Origin of the sequence: Streptomyces sp. NPDC058464, from assembly GCF_042721035.1 — a bacterium.
In the GTDB taxonomy this organism is placed as follows: Bacteria; Actinomycetota; Actinomycetes; order Streptomycetales; family Streptomycetaceae; genus Streptomyces.
The window spans coordinates 137,023-152,782 of the sequence record NZ_JBHXMA010000005.1 but is presented as its reverse complement, the minus strand read 5'-3'; the positions used below and the strand labels follow the sequence as shown (position 1 = coordinate 152,782).

Annotated in this window: 15 protein-coding genes and 2 pseudogenes; 6 read left to right on the top strand and 11 right to left on the bottom strand. The window is 71.3% G+C overall.

What is annotated here, in order from left to right; translation table 11 throughout:
• Positions 1-24 precede the first annotated feature (24 nt).
• Positions 25-147, bottom strand: coding sequence for a hypothetical protein (locus ACFWPQ_RS09475; RefSeq protein ID WP_384031623.1), 123 nt, complete (start codon positions 145-147; stop codon positions 25-27).
• A 236-nt stretch (positions 148-383) separates the two neighbouring features.
• Positions 384-1,748 carry a helix-turn-helix domain-containing protein gene (locus tag ACFWPQ_RS09470; RefSeq protein ID WP_384031621.1) on the bottom strand — a complete coding sequence of 455 codons (1,365 nt, stop codon included), beginning with the start codon at positions 1,746-1,748 and terminating at the stop codon, positions 384-386.
• 187 nt (positions 1,749-1,935) lie between these two features.
• Here ACFWPQ_RS09470 and ACFWPQ_RS09465 point away from each other — a divergent pair, with 187 nt between their 5' ends.
• Positions 1,936-2,673 (top strand): DUF4232 domain-containing protein, encoded by a 738-nt coding sequence (locus ACFWPQ_RS09465; protein ID WP_384031619.1) that lies wholly within the window; start codon positions 1,936-1,938, stop codon positions 2,671-2,673.
• A 33-nt stretch (positions 2,674-2,706) separates the two neighbouring features.
• Here ACFWPQ_RS09465 and ACFWPQ_RS09460 read toward each other — a convergent pair whose 3' ends face one another.
• From ACFWPQ_RS09460 to ACFWPQ_RS09450, 3 genes are all read right to left on the bottom strand, one after another.
• Positions 2,707-3,498, bottom strand: coding sequence for a DUF4239 domain-containing protein (locus tag ACFWPQ_RS09460; protein ID WP_384031617.1), 792 nt, complete (start codon positions 3,496-3,498; stop codon positions 2,707-2,709).
• 106 nt (positions 3,499-3,604) lie between these two features.
• Positions 3,605-4,372, bottom strand: coding sequence for an SDR family oxidoreductase (locus ACFWPQ_RS09455; RefSeq protein WP_384031615.1), 768 nt, complete (start codon positions 4,370-4,372; stop codon positions 3,605-3,607).
• A gap of 33 nt (positions 4,373-4,405) precedes the next feature.
• Complete coding sequence (locus tag ACFWPQ_RS09450) at positions 4,406-4,711, bottom strand: putative quinol monooxygenase (protein ID WP_384031613.1); 306 nt, start codon at positions 4,709-4,711, stop codon at positions 4,406-4,408.
• Between the two features lie 118 nt (positions 4,712-4,829).
• On the opposite strand from ACFWPQ_RS09450, the gene ACFWPQ_RS09445 reads away from it, so the two are divergent.
• The 5 genes and pseudogenes from ACFWPQ_RS09445 to ACFWPQ_RS09425 all read left to right on the top strand — a co-directional run.
• Complete coding sequence (locus ACFWPQ_RS09445) at positions 4,830-5,366, top strand: winged helix-turn-helix transcriptional regulator (RefSeq protein WP_384031611.1); 537 nt, start codon at positions 4,830-4,832, stop codon at positions 5,364-5,366.
• A 63-nt stretch (positions 5,367-5,429) separates the two neighbouring features.
• Positions 5,430-6,452 (top strand): aromatic acid exporter family protein, encoded by a 1,023-nt coding sequence (locus tag ACFWPQ_RS09440; protein ID WP_384031609.1) that lies wholly within the window; start codon positions 5,430-5,432, stop codon positions 6,450-6,452.
• Positions 6,453-6,474: 22 nt separating this feature from the next.
• Positions 6,475-6,654: pseudogene (locus ACFWPQ_RS09435) on the top strand (hypothetical protein); the annotation flags it as partial.
• A 118-nt stretch (positions 6,655-6,772) separates the two neighbouring features.
• Positions 6,773-7,483 (top strand): response regulator transcription factor, encoded by a 711-nt coding sequence (locus ACFWPQ_RS09430; protein WP_384031607.1) that lies wholly within the window; start codon positions 6,773-6,775, stop codon positions 7,481-7,483.
• Between the two features lie 54 nt (positions 7,484-7,537).
• Positions 7,538-7,929, top strand: a pseudogene (locus ACFWPQ_RS09425) (alkyl sulfatase dimerization domain-containing protein); the annotation flags it as partial.
• Positions 7,930-7,945: 16 nt separating this feature from the next.
• Here ACFWPQ_RS09425 and ACFWPQ_RS09420 read toward each other — a convergent pair.
• From ACFWPQ_RS09420 to ACFWPQ_RS09395, 6 genes are all read right to left on the bottom strand, one after another.
• Entirely contained in the window at positions 7,946-9,199 is a 1,254-nt protein-coding gene (locus ACFWPQ_RS09420) for a serine hydrolase domain-containing protein (protein WP_384031605.1), read from the bottom strand.
• A 39-nt stretch (positions 9,200-9,238) separates the two neighbouring features.
• Positions 9,239-10,084: an ATP-binding cassette domain-containing protein gene (locus ACFWPQ_RS09415; RefSeq protein WP_384031603.1), complete on the bottom strand. Its 846-nt coding sequence runs from the start codon at positions 10,082-10,084 to the stop codon at positions 9,239-9,241.
• Positions 10,081-12,006: a dipeptide/oligopeptide/nickel ABC transporter permease/ATP-binding protein gene (locus tag ACFWPQ_RS09410; protein WP_384031601.1), complete on the bottom strand. Its 1,926-nt coding sequence runs from the start codon at positions 12,004-12,006 to the stop codon at positions 10,081-10,083. Before ACFWPQ_RS09410 ends, ACFWPQ_RS09415 begins: the two co-directional genes overlap by 4 nt.
• A 17-nt stretch (positions 12,007-12,023) precedes the next feature.
• The gene (locus ACFWPQ_RS09405) at positions 12,024-12,965 is read right to left on the bottom strand and encodes an ABC transporter permease (protein WP_384031599.1); all 942 of its coding nucleotides are present in this window, start codon (positions 12,963-12,965) and stop codon (positions 12,024-12,026) included.
• Positions 12,966-12,991: 26 nt separating this feature from the next.
• The gene (locus ACFWPQ_RS09400) at positions 12,992-14,503 is read right to left on the bottom strand and encodes an ABC transporter substrate-binding protein (protein WP_384031597.1); all 1,512 of its coding nucleotides are present in this window, start codon (positions 14,501-14,503) and stop codon (positions 12,992-12,994) included.
• A 408-nt stretch (positions 14,504-14,911) separates the two neighbouring features.
• Positions 14,912-15,754: a carbohydrate ABC transporter permease gene (locus tag ACFWPQ_RS09395; protein ID WP_384031595.1), complete on the bottom strand. Its 843-nt coding sequence runs from the start codon at positions 15,752-15,754 to the stop codon at positions 14,912-14,914.
• Positions 15,755-15,760: the final 6 nt, after the last annotated feature.

The window sequence follows — 15,760 nt, the reverse complement described above, 5'->3', positions numbered from 1 at the left end:
TCGGGCCAGTCCGCGGGCGTACGTTCACGACGCCCGCGGACTGTCCGGCAGCGCGGTCCTGGCGGTCAGTCCGCGGGACTGCCAGGCGTTGTCGCGGAGCTTGAACAGGGCCCAGTAGCGGGTGGGACACAGCAGCACGATGTTCATGAACACCGCCGCGGGCGTGCCGACGAGCCATGACCGCCAGCGCCCCCGAGGTGGTCTCCAGCGCGCCGAGCATGGAGCGTGAGGAGGGCATCAGATTCCCTTTCGCGCATGTCCAAGATCTCAGCACACCGACCACAAGCGGAAGCGGAGTTCCCATATCTCCGCCCCGAGATGGCGCGTACCCATGCTCGCGCGCCGCTGCGCACGCCCCGTGCGCCGCCGCCCGCCGGTTCCCGTCAGCCGTCCACCCGTTCGATCCACTCGCTGCCGCCCAGCGGGTAGTCGTAGCCCGGGCGGCCGACGTCGGCGCTGGTGCGGAACGCGGTGCCCGCGTTGTCGACGTGGACGGTGCCCCGGCGGCTCCCGCTGGACCAGTCCAGGGTGAGGTCCCAGCGGACGTCGTGGGCCTTGGTGCGGGCGAAGACGTAGAAGACCTCCGGGTCGGACTCGCTGACCTTGTACGGGAAGTCGCGCTGGCCGTTCTTGGCGGTGACCGTGGGGCTGCCGTTGTCGAGGTCGATGTCGAACGACTTGGTCCCGACGCCGCCACCGCAGCCGACGCCCATCGAGTAGTCGTTCCAGGCGAGCGGCGCGCCCTTGCTGAGCACGCGCACGTGCAGCGCCTCCAGGACGACGGTCTCCGCGCCGGTGCCCTGGACGGTGAGGGCGACCTCCTGTTCGCCCGAGGAGACCGCCCCGTACGCCGCGGCCCAGCGCGGGGCGTCCTGCTCGTTCGCCGGCGGGCCGACCTGGGCCGGTTCGCTGTCGACGAGGAAGTGCTGGCTGCACGGGTCGTCGTAGACGTAGGGACGCGTGTTGACGGTGAGCGGGACGGCGGCGCCGGAGGTGGTGCCGTCGGCGTCCTGGGCGCCGCCGTCCGAACCGCCGGATCCGGCGGGGGTGGTGGCGGCCGACGCGGACGGCCGGTGTCCCGTCCCGGTCGGGGACGGAGCGGCGGACGGCTTCCCGGTGTCCGCCGTGCCGGTTGCCGTACCGGTGGTCGTGCCGGTCATCGTGGCGGAGTCCCCGGCCGCCCGCGCCTCGCCCGCGCCGCCGTTCCCGCCGCCGAGCGGCAGACGCGCGGCGAGCACGACGGCCCCCAGCACGGCGGCCACCGCGACGGAGGCGATCAGTACGGTACGGCGCCGACGCGGCGCCACCGGCCCGCGCGACAGGTCGACGACGACCGGATCACCGCCCTCGCCCTCGCGCTCGCCTTCACTTTTGCTCTCGTTCCCGCGCTCGCCAGGCCCGTGCGGCGCCTGCGACGTCTGCGACGTCCGCGGTCCGGGATCCGCCGTGGGGGCGGTGTCAGGCGCCGTGGCCTGCTCCCCCCGGCTCCCTCGTGCCGCGTCCGCCAGGATCCAGCGCCGGTGCAGCGCCACCAGCTCCTCCGGCGTCGCCCGGCAGACCCGTGCGAGGCGCTCCACCGGGGCGTACTCGACGGGCACCGCGGTGCCGTTGCAGTAGCGGTGCAGCGTCGACGTGCTCATGTGCAGCCGCTTGGCCAGCGCCCCGTAGCTCAGTCCCGAGCGGTCCTTGAGCTCCCGCAGCAGCAGCGCGAACGCCTCCGTCGCGTCGGCCCCTGTCGCCCCTGGCACCCGTTCTCCCATCCCCTCGCATTCCAGTCCCGCGTTCCAGGGCCACCACGTTCTCCCTGGTCAGAGCGCATTTTCGCGTTCCGGCGTCCCCAACTGCCCGCCATGCCTGGCGGTTGGGACAGATCGCCTCGCAGGCTTCGGTCATCCAATCACCACCGCCACCCGAACACCGAAGGGGCACGGCCACATGTCCGACCTCCGCACCTCCCGCACCTCCCGCACCACCCGCACCCGTCTCGTCGGTGCCGCCACGGCCGTCGTGCTCGCCGCCTTGTCCCTGACCGCGTGCAACGACGGCACGGGCGTCCACGCCGAGGACGTCGCGGCGGCCGGCACCCCGGCCACCACCCCGGCCGCGCACTCCCCTTCCCAGGCGAAGTCCCCCGCGACGTCCCCCGCGAAGTCCGCCGCCCCGGCGGCCGCGGCCACCACCGGCACGCCGAACTCCGCCGCGGGCACCTCCGCCACCACGTCCAAGGCGCCCGCCCCGGCCGGCAAGCCGGTCACCTGCGAGGGCTCCAACACCAGGACGGTCGCGGCCCCGCTGAACCGCCCCGTGAACCACATGCTCCTCACGGTGACCAACACCGGCAGCAGGACCTGCTACCTCTACTACTACCCGGCCGTCCGCTTCGGCGAGGCGCAGGCCGTGCCCCCGGTCATCGAGGACTCGCAGCCGCAGGCGGTCGTCACGCTCGCGCCGGGCGAGTCCGGGTACGCCTCGGTGAACCTGTCCGCCACCGACGGCAGCGGCACGAACGGCCGCACCGTGAAGTCCCTGACCGTCTACTTCGAGGGCCGCTCCGACAACGGGAGCGTCGGCACGGGCGCACACCCCTCGCTGCCCGCGAAGGGCGTCTACGTCGACGACTCGCTCAAGGTCACGTACTGGCAGCAGTCGATGGACGACGCCCTCAACTGGTGACGTCTGGCCCGCCGTTCGCCGAACCCGCCCCGATCACCGGGTCCAGTACTGGGCGAGAGCCCCTTCCCGGTACGGGGCGGGGCTGACGCTGAGGTCGCCGGCGAAGGGGCGGTCCAGGACGAAGACCAGGAGCAGGCTGAAGCCGACGAGCCCGGCGACCGAGGCGACGAACAGGATCTGGACCCGCAGTTTGCGCATGCCGTAGAGGAACGTGAGCGGGACCAGGACGACGGCGCCGCCGATGGCCAGGACCTGCAGCAGCACGGGGAGTTCCTGGCGCGCCATGGTGATGCGGGCGCGCCGCTGCGAGGCCACGTCGTCGAGGTGGCTGACGCTCTGCTCGTAGAAGACCTGCTCCTGCTCGGTCTTCGGGTCGTACGTCTGCAACGCCTGGAAGGCGGCCCGGAGATGGGTCTCCGTGGCCCCGTAGCTGGGGTGCCCGGCGCGCATCCGGGGCCACTGGTCCTCGACGACCGCGTGCACGTACCCGCTCATCGCGGAGTCGAGGCGGGCCCGCACCGCCGCCGGGAACGCGGCGGCGTCGCGGGTGATGAGGGCCGCGTCGGTGGCCTCGGAGGCGACGATGGTCTGGGTGTCCTCCAGCTGCGTCCACAGGGTGACGATCACGAACGCGAGGATGATCCCGTAGATGGCACCGAACATCCCCAGCGTCACACCGACCATGTCGTTGTGCTCTCCGCCGGCCAGCGACGGGTACCTGCGCCGCAGCAGCACACTGCCGGCGACAGCCAGGAGGACGGTCCCGCCGACGATGACGACGGCCAGCGTGAAGGTGCTGAAATGGTTGAGCAGCCACAGCGACATGTCCGCGGAGTCTAGGCCGGACAGAGCAACCCAAATCCCCGGCTTCCCAGGCAACTGCGGCCGTATCGGGAGAGGTTCACCCCACCGGGTGACGCCTGGGTGACGCCTACCAGTCGATGGCGGTGGCCAGGAAGGGCTCGTCCTCGGGTGCCTCCTTGCGGGCCCGCAGGACCCGCTCCGCGGGTGCGCCGGCCGGCACGCGCAGCGGGGGGTCGGGGTGTTCGACGGTGTCGGCCACCGTGGCGGCCACCTCCTCCGGGGTGACGACGTCACCGCGGAGCGCGGGCAGCGCCTGGTAGAGCGGGGCATAGGGGTCGCCGTCCGGTACGAACACCCTGGCGCGTTCGGCGCCGCCGGAGGAGACCGCGCCGGGCTGGACGACGCTCACCCTGACACCGAAGTGCCCCGTCTCGATGGCGAGCGTCTCGGCGAGGGCCTCCAGTGCCCATTTGCTGGCGCCGTAGGGCCCGATCATGGGCAGTACCAGACGCCCCTGGATGCTCGACACGAAGAGGAGCCGGCCCTCCCCCCGCTCGCGCATGGCGGGCAGCACGGCCTGTGCCACCCGCAGCGCTCCCAGGGTGTTGAGCCGGAAGAGCCGCTCGACCTCCGAGAGGGGGACGCTCTCCAGGGGCGCTCGGACGGTGTCCCCGGCATTGCTGACCAGGACGTCGATGTCGCCGGCGGCCCGGACGGCCCGGTCGACGCTCTCCTGGTCGGTGACGTCGAGGCGCAGGCGCTGGTCGACGGGGAGGCCGGCCAGCGTCTCGGGCCGGCGCGCGGTGGCGATCACCCGGTGGCCCCGGTCCGCCAGTTCCGCGGCGATGGCGCGGCCGATACCCCTGGACGCGCCGGTGATGAGTACGGACGACATGCTGGACCTCGGCTTTCGTGGGTGCCGGCCGGCTCAGGCGGCCGCTCTGTCGCCGACGAGGTTGCCCCGCATGAGCCAGGTCGGGCCTTCGGCGTAGGCGCCGGCCTCGGCGAAGAACGCGGCGAAGTACGGGCCGGTGGCGTGCGCGTTGAACGCGTCGAGGTCCGCGTAGACCTCGTTCAGGTAGAAGACGTCCGGGTTCCCCTCGTCCGCGATGACCTCGAAGCGGTGGGAGCCGGGCTCGTTGGCGAGCGAGTCGCGAGCGGTCCTGCGGGCCGCCCGGACGAAGTCGTCGCGGCGGTCCGGCCGGACGGTGAAGGAAACGAGGAACTGGTACATGCGGCACTCTCCTCAGGATCGGCGAAGCCGGAGGTCGGTTCAGTGACCGAACCACCCCTGGCGAACACCGTAGCATCGCCAGTTCAGTGAGTGAACCGCCACTGGTAAGGTCGAGGGCATGACCCTCCCCAACACCTATGCGGACGGGAACTGCCCCCTCGCGCGCACGCTGGAGGTCGTGGGCGAGCGATGGACGCTGCTGATCATCCGCGACGCCTTCTACGGAGTCCGCAGGTTCGGCGACTTCGCCACCCAGCTCGGGATCCCGCGAGCCGTCCTGACCAGCAGGCTGAAGTCACTGGTGCAGGAGGGCGTGCTCAGCCGCGAGAGCGACGGGGCCGCCGGTGTCGAGTACCGGCTCACGGACAAGGGCGTCGCGCTGTGGCCGGTCGTGCACGCCCTGATGAACTGGGGCGAGGCCTTCTACTCCCCGAACGGGGTGAAGCGCCTCCTCCGGCACGACCTGGACGGCGGACTCCTCGACCCCGAGGGACGCTGCCGGGACTGCGGTGCGGCCGTCCCGGTCCCGGAGATCCGCGCCGAACCCGGCCCCGGATTCCGGCCGGGGGCCACGGACGGCGACCCCGTCTCCGACGCGATCAACACACCACGACGCCTCCTGGAGCCGATCACGACAGCCCCCGCGGCCCCCTGAAACGACCCGTCACGGGGCGTCACCGGAGGGCGGCGGACCGTGATGTGTGCCTATGGTGGGCAGGTGACGGGCGTCTCCCCGTGGTCGCAGGTGCGCCGCAGGCTCCGGGTGCAGGGGCCGACGGCGGCCCGGATCCTGGTGATCGCGGTGCTCTGCTGGCAGGCGGCGCTGTGGGCCGGCGCCGATCAGCCTCCCGTGTTCGCCGCCATCGTTCCCCTGCTCTGCCTGCGCGGCGACTCCGCCTCCTCCCTGACGGCACTGCTGCTGCGGATCCTCGGCGTGATGGCCGGCGTGGCCCTGGGCGTCACCGTGGTCAGCCTCTTCCGGCCGACCACGCTCGTGCTCGCCGTCGTGATGGGTCTCGCCCTGCTCTGCGGGACCGTCGTCAGTTCCGGGACCACGCTGAACGTGCAGGTCGCGGTGACCTCGCTGCTGGTCTTCGCCAATCCCTCGCCGGACGCGTACGGCGTCGCGCGGCTGTGGGAGAACGCGCTGGGGGGCGCCGTCACCGCCGTCCTCGGTCCGGTGCTGTGGCCGCGGGACCCCCGCCGGGAGACGGCGGCGCTGGCGCGGGAGTGCGCGGCCGGTCTGGCGGAGAGCCTCGTACGCAGCACACGAGCGATCGGGTCACCGGAGGCGGCGGCCGCGAACCGGGCGTCGGCGCATGCGGAGGCGGACCGGCTGCGCCGCTACGGGGCCGAGGCGCGGGAGGCGGAAGAAGCCATGCGGTTCAATCCGCTGCGGCGCCGCCACCGCGAGGAGGTGGCCGAACTGGGCGACCGGATCGGCCACGCCGTCCAGGCGGTGCCCCATCTCCTGGCCCTGGCCGCCGAGGTCGAGTTCTTCAGCGTGCGCGACGGGCCCACCCCGGCCCTCTCCCGGGCCCGGACCGGCCTCCTCCCGGTCGCCGAGGCCACCGGGCGCGCCCTGGAGGCGATCCTCGCGGGGCGGGACCCGCGCGAGGACACGGGCGTCGCGCGCGCCGGTCTGGCCCGGTACGCCAAGGGCGACACGGAGCCGATGGCCGTGGTGCTCCGCAGGCCGTTCATCAGGATCCTCGACCTCTGCGACGGCTCCGGGAACTGACGGGGATCCCGGTGCCGGGTCCGTCACGTTCACGGCACACCCGGGCTCGGCGTACGAGAACCGCAAGGTCGAGATCCGGGCCGACCCGTACGGCTCCGACAAGCCCAACACCCTGGTGAAGTCGGGCACGGTGAACTCCGCCGGCAACCTCTCCGCCACTCTCACCCTCACCCCGGCCCGGAAGACCAGGCTGACGGCGAAACGACGGCGTCTGGCAGACCACCGACAAGGAGTACTTCACCTTCACCAGGTGAGGGTTGCCGGCGCGTATGCGGTTTTCGATACGCCGACGACAGGTACCGGCTCGTAGCCTCGAAGGCATGCGTGTGCTGATTGTCGAGGACGAGCCCTACCTGGCCGAAGCCATCCGCGACGGCCTGCGGCTGGAGGCGATCGCGGCCGACATCGCGGGCGACGGCGACACCGCTCTGGAGCTGCTGGACGTCAACGGCTACGACATCGCCGTCCTCGACCGCGACATCCCCGGACCCTCCGGTGACGAGATCGCCAGACGGATCGTCGCCTCCGGCAGCGGTATGCCGATCCTGATGCTCACCGCGGCGGACCGTCTCGACGACAAGGCGTCCGGGTTCGAACTCGGCGCCGACGACTACCTCACGAAACCCTTCGAGCTCCAGGAGCTGGCGCTCAGGCTCCGGGCGCTCGACCGCAGACGCGCCCACAGCAGACCCCCGGTACGGGAGATCGCGGGTGTGCGTCTCGACCCGTTCCGCAGGGAGGTCTTCCGGGACGGCCGCCATGTCGCGCTGACCAGGAAGCAGTTCGCCGTGCTGGAGGTCCTCATGGCCGCCGAAGGCGGTGTCGTCAGCGCCGAGGACCTTCTGGAACGCGCGTGGGACGCGAACGCCGACCCGTTCACCAACGCCGTACGCATCACGGTCTCGGCCCTGCGCAAGCGGCTCGGCGAACCCTGGATCATCGCCACGGTGCCCGGCACCGGGTACCGCATCGACACCCGGCCGACGGCCGGACCCGAGGGGGGCGGGAGTCCGTTCACCCGGACGGTGTGATTCCGGTCGTGCCCGCGGGGGTGCCGGGCGAGGGTGGCACTGGCCGCGTCCGCCGAGGGCGACTACCGCTGGGTGGCGCAAGTGGTCGGGCATGTCCTGTTCGCCGACCCGGCCCACGCGGAGGCCCGCACGGTCCAGGCCGACGCCCTCGAACAGCTCGGCTACGGCAGCGAGAACGGCACCTGGCGCAACTTCTACCTCATGGGCGCCTACGAACTGCGCAACGGATCCGTCGGCACCCCCACCCTCACCGCCTCACCCGACGTACTGGCCGCCCTCACCCTGGATCTGACGAAGACCGGCGCGCTCTCCTGCTCGGCACGCTCGGACCGGCCGACCTGGCGGCCCGCGACACCGTCGGGATCACCGGCGATCCCGGCCGGCTGACCGAACTCGTCGGCCGTCTCGGCATGCCCGACCCGGACTTCGCCATCGTCACCCCGTGAGCCGGCCGGAGCCGGTTCAGGTGGTCATGGCCTGGTACACGAGGTTCCGCAACTGGCGGCGGATCGGCGTGCGGTGGCTGCCCCAGGTGACGACCTGGGTGCAGAACACGGCGGTGACGCCGTCGACCGGGTCCACGAAGAAGTGCGAGTTCGCCGCACCGGACCAGCCGAACTCCCCCTTGTTGCCGTACGACCCCGCGGCCACGGGATCCGTGACGACGTAGAACCCCAGCCCGAAGCCGCAGCCGCGGTGTTCGTCGTCGGGGTATTTCGCGAACGCGTTCAGATCGGCGCCGCCGGGCAGGTGGTTGGCCGTCATGAACGCGAGCGTGCGGGGGCCGAGCAGCCGTTCGCCGTCCAGTTCGCCGCCGCGTACGAGCATGGCGGCGAACCGGTGGTAGTCCGCCAGGGTCGACACCAGTCCGGGCACACCGCTGCCGGACGGGAACTCCGCGGGCCGGCGGAACGTGGGCCGCAGTTCCTCGTTCACGACGAGCCGGCCCGAAGCGGGGTCCGGGCTGTAGATCTCCGCCAGGTCCGGCACCCGCTCGGGCGCCAGCGAGAACGTCGTGTCGGTCATCTTGAGCGGGGCGAGCAGGTTCGTCCCGATGAACCGGTCGAGGGTCTCGCCGGTGACGACCTCGATGATCCGGCCCAGTATGTCGACGCCGAGGGAGTAGTTCCACGCGGTGCCGGGTTCGAACAGCAGGGGCAGCCCGCCCACGTCGGCGCACATCTGCGGGAGTGTGGAGCCCGGCAGCGGGAGCACGTCCTGGCCCGCCTGCCGGTACAGCGCGTCCACCGGGTCCATGTGGGACAGCCCGAGGGTCAGCCCCGCGGTGTGCGTGAGCAGGTGGCCCACGGTCACCGGGTGGACGGCCGGGCGGACCCGCACGCTCCCTGGGGATCCGCCGTCGTACACCGTCATGTCCGCGAACTCGGGAAGGTACGCGCCGACCGGGTCGTCGAGTCCGAGCAGGCCCCGTTCCACCAGCATCATGACGGCGACGGACGTCACCGGCTTCGTCATGGAGTAGAGCCGCCAGAGGGTTCCGGGTTCGACCGGGAGCCCGAGTTCGAGGTCCCGGAGTCCGCCGCCCGCCGCGTACACGGGCTCTCCGTGCCGGGCCACGAGCGCCGACCAGCCCGGTACGACCCCGAGTTCGGTCTGCCGGTCGAAGAACTCGCCGATCCGGCCCAGCCGTTCCGCGCTGAAACCGGACCGTTCCGGGGGCCCGGTCACGCCGAGCTGGTCGGTGAACTGCTGCATGTGTGCCTCCGCATGCCGAGGTCGGGGGGACGGTAGGGGTCAGCGGGCGGAAGGGGCTTGGGCCCCTTCGATCCCGGCCGCCGCCAACAGCCGTCGGGTGTAGGGATGTTGTGCGTCGGCGTAGACCTCCTCGGTCGTGCCCTTCTCCACGACGTCACCGCGGTACAGGACGACGATCCGCCGGGCGAGATGCCGGACCACGGCGAGGTCGTGGGAGATGAACAGGTAGCTGACGCCCGTCTCCCGCTGGAGCGTGGTGAAGAGGTTCAGGACCTGCGCCTGGACCGACAGGTCGAGCGCGCTGACCGGTTCGTCGCACACGATGAGCCGCGGCTTCATCACCAGGGCGCGGGCGATCGCGATCCGCTGCCGCTGGCCTCCGGAGAACTGGCGCGGGTACCGGTCGGCCGCCTCGCCCGGCAGCCCCACCAGCGCCAGCGCCTCCCGGACCCGTTCCAGGACCGCGGACCGTTCGCCGCGCGAGTGCACCAGCAGGGGTTCGGCCAGCGTCTGGCCCACGGTCAGGGCCGGGTTGAGGGAGCCGTTGGGGTCCTGGAAGACGGCCTGGACGCTCTTGCTCAGTTCCCTGCGCCGGGCCCCGGCGGCACGGGTGATGTCGTGGCCGTCGAAGAGGATCGTGCCCCGGGTTGCGGGGGTCAGACCGAGCACGGCACGGCCCAGGGTGGACTTGCCGGAGCCGGACTCCCCGACCAGGGCGACTGTCTCGCCCGGCCGGATGTCCAGGGACACGTCCCGGATGGCCGCGGTGCCCCTGCCGCGGCGGTGGTACGACACGGACAGGTCGCGGATGTCGAGCAGCGGCCGTTCGGTCGCGCCGACGGTGTCGGTCGCGCCGGTCGCGCCGGTCGCGTCGGTCGTCGTCACGAGGACACCTCCAGCTCTTCGCCGGCCAGGACGCAGCGGGCGACGACGTCGTCATCGGGCTGTGTGAGGTCGATCGGCGCCTGCGTGCACCGGTCGACGCGGTCGGGACAGCGGTCGGCGAAGTGGCAGCCGACGGGCCACTGCCCCGGGGGCGGCACGGTGCCGGGGATGGTGGGGATGGGCTCGCCCACCGCCGCCAGCCTCGGGTTCGCGGCGAGCAGCCTGCGGGTGTACGGGTGGACCGGCCTGCTCATGACGCGCTCCGTCGGACCGGCCTCCACCACCTGGCCCGCGTACATGACCAGGGCGGTGTCGCAGGCCTCCGCGATGACGTCCCAGTCGTGGCTGATCATCAGCAGGGCCATGCCGGTGTCCCGCTGGATCGTGCGCAGCAGCTGGACGATCTCGCGCTGGACGGTGACGTCGAGCGCGGTGGTCGGTTCGTCGGCGACGAGGATGCGCGGGCGCCCGGCCAGTGCGACGGCGATGCAGACGCGCTGCGCCATGCCGCCCGAGATCTGCGAGGGGCGCAGCTTCAGGACCCGGTCCGGATCGGGGATCTGTACCTGGACGAGCAGCTCACGGGCCCGGAGCGTGGCCTCCTTGCGGGAGAGCTTCTCGTGGGCGCGCACCGCCTCGCGCAGCAGGTGGCCGATCGTGAACAGGGGGTCGAGGCCGACCATGGGCTCCTGCGAGACGAAGGCGATGGTGCCGCCGCGCAGGGCCCGCCACCGGGCCGCGTCGAACGAGCCGACGTCGGTGCCGTCGATCTCGATCGTGCCCGAGGAGACACGGGCGCCGTTCGGCAGCAGGCCGAGCAGTGCCAGCCCGGTCATGGACTTGCCGCAGCCGGATTCGCCGACCAGTCCCACGGTGCGGCCCTGTCCCACGGTCAGACTCACGTCGCGGATCAGATCGACCGCACCGGCGGCGGTGTCCGCGGCGACGGTCACCCTGGTGAGCCGTACGACCGGATCCCGGTCCGCCGGCAGCACGGCGTCGTCCGACTGCGGTACCGCCGCGGCGGCGACCGCCGGGCCGGACCGCTCGGGGCGCCGGGCCGGCGCCCCGGACGGGACGCCGGACCAGCGCTCGGCGAGCATGTCCCGCAGGCCGTCGCCGAGGACGATCAGCGACGCGGCCGTGACGGCGATCAGACCGCCGGTCGGGATGGCGAGCCAGACGCTCTCGTTCAGGGTCTGCGAGGCGTCGGCCATCATGCCGCCCCAGGACGGAGCGGGCGGCTTCACGCCGAGGCCGATGGCGTTGATGCCGGACGCGATGAGCAGGGTGCCCACGCACGCCAGCGCGGCGTTCACCAGGATCAGGCCGGTGATCCGCGGCAGCACGTGCCGGCGGGCCACCCGCCAGGTGCCGAGCCCGGACACCCGCGCCGCGGCGACATAGGTCTCCCGGCCGACCGTCAGCGACGCCGACCGGACGACCCGCATCATGCCGGGCACCGACAGCAGACCGACCACGACCATGGCCGCGGTCATGCTCTGCGAGAAGAGGGCCAGCGCGATCAGCAGCAGGATGATGCCGGGGATCGACATCACCACGTCGGCCGTCCGCATCAGCACCGCGTCGAGGCGCCCCCGGCGCAGGCCGACGACCAGGCCGAGGGGAACCGCGATCACCAGAGTGATCCCCACGGCGATCCCGATCTCCCGGAACGTGTCCGCGCCGCCGTACATCAGACGCGACAGCACGTCGCGGCCGAGCCGGTCGGTGCCGAGCAGGTGCCGCGTGCTCGGCCCGCTCAGCGCCGCGGCGAAGTCCGCCTGCTGCGCGGGATACGGCGCGAGCCACCGGGCGCCGAACGACCCGACCAGCTCCAGCACCAGGATCACGGCCGGAACCGCGATGCGCGGCCGGCGCAGGACCCGGCGCAGAAGCGGCACGTGCTCGGATTTCGTCATGGATGTCTCCTGCGCGCTCATGCGGCGACCGCCTGGGGGTTGAGCCAGCCGACGGCGAGGTCGACCAGGAGGTTCAGTGCGATCACGATGAGGGTGAAGTACACCGCCACTCCCTGGATGACCGGGATGTCACCGCTCGACGCGGCGGTGACCGCCGCGCTGCCCAGACCGGGCAGGCCGAAGAGTTCCTCGACGACCACGGCCGCGCCGAGCAGTCCGATGAGGTTGTTGCCCGCCACGGTCAGGACCGTGACGGAGACGTGCCGCAGCGCGTGCTTGAACAGGATCGACCGCTCGCTGACGCCGTTGGCCCGCAGGTTCCGCACGAAGTCCCGGTTCAGGACGTCGGCGAACTGCTCGCGCGTCTGCTTGGCGATCACGGTGACCAGTGCGAAGGCCAGGGCGGTCACCGGCAGCACCAGCGAGCGCAGCCAGCCGCCGGCGGACGTCCCGAAGAACACGTATCCGTTCGCCGGCAGCAGGTCGAACCGGGTGTTGAAGACCCAGATGCCCAGCAGACCCACCCAGAAGGCGGGGATGGTCATGCCCGCGATGGACGCGACGTCCGCGGTGACCCGCGTGACGCGCCCACCGCGAGCGCCGGCCATGCCCAGCACCACTCCGACGACGAGTGCCAGCAGGGTGGTCGCGATCACCAGGGAAAGCGTCACCCCCAGCCGGGTGTTGAGCGAGCCCGAGACCGATTCGCTGCTGCTGATCGACTGTCCGAGGTCGCCGTGCACCGCGTCCTTCAGCCACTCCCAGTAGCGCACCCAGACCGGCTGGTCGAGGTGGAGGCGGTGCCGCAGCGCGGCGACCGCCTCGGGCGAGGCGTTCAGCCCTCCGATGGACCGGGCGGCGTCGCCCGGAATGAACAGCTGGAGGAAGAAGGTGAGCGCGGAGACGAACAGCAACAAGGGCACGGCCTGCACGATCCGCATTCCGCTGGTTCGCCACATGACGTGGTGCCTTTCTCGGTGGGGGGTTACTTGGCGGCGTAGAAGTTCGCCAGGTCCGGCGTGAGGTTCGTCGACGAGAGGTCGACGCCCTCCAGACCGGGCCGCACGTAGGTGATCTTCTCCAGGGAGGCCATCGGGATGACCCAGTTCAGGTCGGACAGGCGCTGCTCGAACTTCTGCCAGCCCTGCTCCTGGGCCTGGTCGGTCGAGGCGGAGGCCGCCTGGCTGTAGAGCGTGTCGAGCTGCTTGTCACTGACCTTGAACGGGTTGCCCCAGCTGTAGAGGAGGTCGTTGCCCTGGGCGTACGGCGGGGTGAGTCCGACGCCGTAGTCGAACATCATCGCCGGGTACTTCGTGTACGTGGAGTAGAGCTCGTTGGTGTTGGCCGGGACGGTGATCTTGACGTTGATCCCGATGTTCGCCATCTCCGCGGCGAAGGCCTCGGCCGCCTGGGACTCTCCCGTGCCCGTGAGGTTCACGATGAGGGTCATGGTGAAGCCGTCGGGGTAACCCGCCTCCGACAGCAGCTTCTTGGCCTTGGCGAGGTCGTAGGTGTACGTGCCCTCGCTGCCCTCGGTGTAGCCGCTCTTGCCCGACAGGACGGGGTAGTCCCAGCTCTGGGCGTACTTGCCGTACAGGGCCTTGGCGATCGAGGCGCGGTTGATGCCGTACATCATGGCCTGCCGTACGCGCGGGTCGCCCAGGGCCTTGGCCATGGCGCCCTTGCGGTCCATGATCATCAGTTCCATGACCGAGTAGGGGTTCGTCAGCACCTGGAGTCCGGCGGACTTGGCGGCCTGCGCGGTGGTGGAGTCGCCGAGCGCGTAGTCGACCTCGCCGGAGCGGAAGGCGCTGAGGGTGGTGTTCTCGTCCTTGAAGACCTTGATGACCACCTTCTTCCAGTGCACCCGCGACTTGTCGTAGTAGGTGGGGTTGGGGACGTAGGTGTAGGTCTGCCCGGAGACGGTCTGCGACTTGTCGATCACGTACGGTCCGGCGCCGTGCGTGGTGGTCCCGAGCTCGTCCGTCCTGGCGAGGCCGACGGGGCTGATGACCTCTCCCGTGGTCGGCTGGGAGAGATAGAACGGCATCAGCGGATCGGACTTCGTGAGGTGGAGGCGGAGCTTGAGCGGGGAGAGGACGTCGATCGTTCCCACGGGGGCCAGGTTGGCCGCCAGTGGACCGCCGGCCTTGGCGTAGTACTGGAGCGACTTCTTGACGCCCTCGGCGGTGAGCGCGGAGCCGTCGTTGAACTTCACGCCGGAACGCAGGGTGATGTCGAAGGTCCTGCTGCCGGATCCGACGTAGCCCCACTTGGTCGCGAGGGCCGGGCCGTACGTCCCGTCGGCGCTCTTCCGGAGCAAAGTGTCGTACGCCAGTTCGAAAAAGTACTGCTGGGGGTCGGCCGATCCGCCCAGGGCAGGGTTGAGGCTGTTGGGCGCGATGGCCGAGGCGACCGTCAGGACGTCCGGGTTCTGGGCCTTCGCGGTGCTGGACGTGGTGCCGCCTCCGCCGCCGCACGCGGCGGTCAGGAGCACCAGCCCGGCGGTACCGGCCGTGGCTGTGAGGGTAAGGCGCGAGCGTGTCAACTGAACCTCCGGCGTCGAGGGAGCGAATCGCGGTGTGAGTCCGCGCGATGTCGGGGGGGCGGCAGGGCGGTCCCCCACGTGGGTGGGGGTTCGGAGAGCCGTGGGGATGTCCCGGCTTCGGGTGGGCGCCGGAGTGGGGCCGGTGCGTGAGCGACGTCCTCGGTGCTGCGGGGACGCCCCTGGAATCGAGTTGGTTCATTGTTCGGCCGGTCTTCCGATTCCAGAACGGCAGGAGTCCGCTGAGCGGACCGCGGGGCGAAAGAGACGCATGCGAAAGCCCCAGGCCGGCGGCCTGGGGCTGACACGGTCGGTCTCGGCCCGTACGCGGGGTCCGGGGCCGGGTGGTTCGCGCGGGGCTCAGCCCTTCACGGCCGAGCTGGCCACGCCCTGGACGAACCAGCGCTGGAAGAAGGCGAAGACGATCAGGACGGGCAGCACGAGCAGGACGCCGAAGGCGAGGATCTCGCCCCAGTCCACGGGCTGCTGCCCCTGGAAGACGCTCATCTCCAGCGGGAGGGGGCGGACGGAGGGGTCGGAGACCATCAGCACCGGCCAGAGGAAGGAGCCCCACTGGGTGAGGAAGGTGAGGATCGCGACCGAGGCGAACGCCGGCTTCGACATCGGGACGACGATCGCGAAGAAGGTGCGCCAGGGGCCCGCGCCGTCCAGCCGGGCGGCCTCCTCGATGCTCGGCGGGATCGAGCGGAAGAAGGTGTGGAACTGGTAGACCGAGAAGGCGTTGGCGATGAAGGGGATCGCCTGGATGTAGATCGTGTTGCGCTGGTCGTTGAACATGTAGAAGAGCGGGACCGCGACCGATTCGAACGGGACCAGCATCAGGAGCAGGACCAGCGTGAAGACGGCTTCCCGGCCGCGCCACCTCAGCCGTGACATGCCGTACGCGGCCATCGAGTTCACGAACAGGCCGCCGGTCACGACGACGAACGCGACGAGCAGCGAGACGCCCATGAAGCGCCAGAAGTAGCCGGTGCTGTCGGAGTTCAGGGCGTCGAGGACATGGGCGTAGTTGGCGAAGGTCAGATGGGTGGGGAGGAAGCCGGACAGGCCGTTCAGCACCTGGTCGGAGGGCTTGAGGCTGCCCAGCAGGAGGTAGAGGACGGGGAGGACGAAGACGAACGCCAGGACGCTGAGGACGGCGTAGTCGGTGAAGCGGCGCAGGGGGGCGCGGGTCGTGGCCATGGTCGG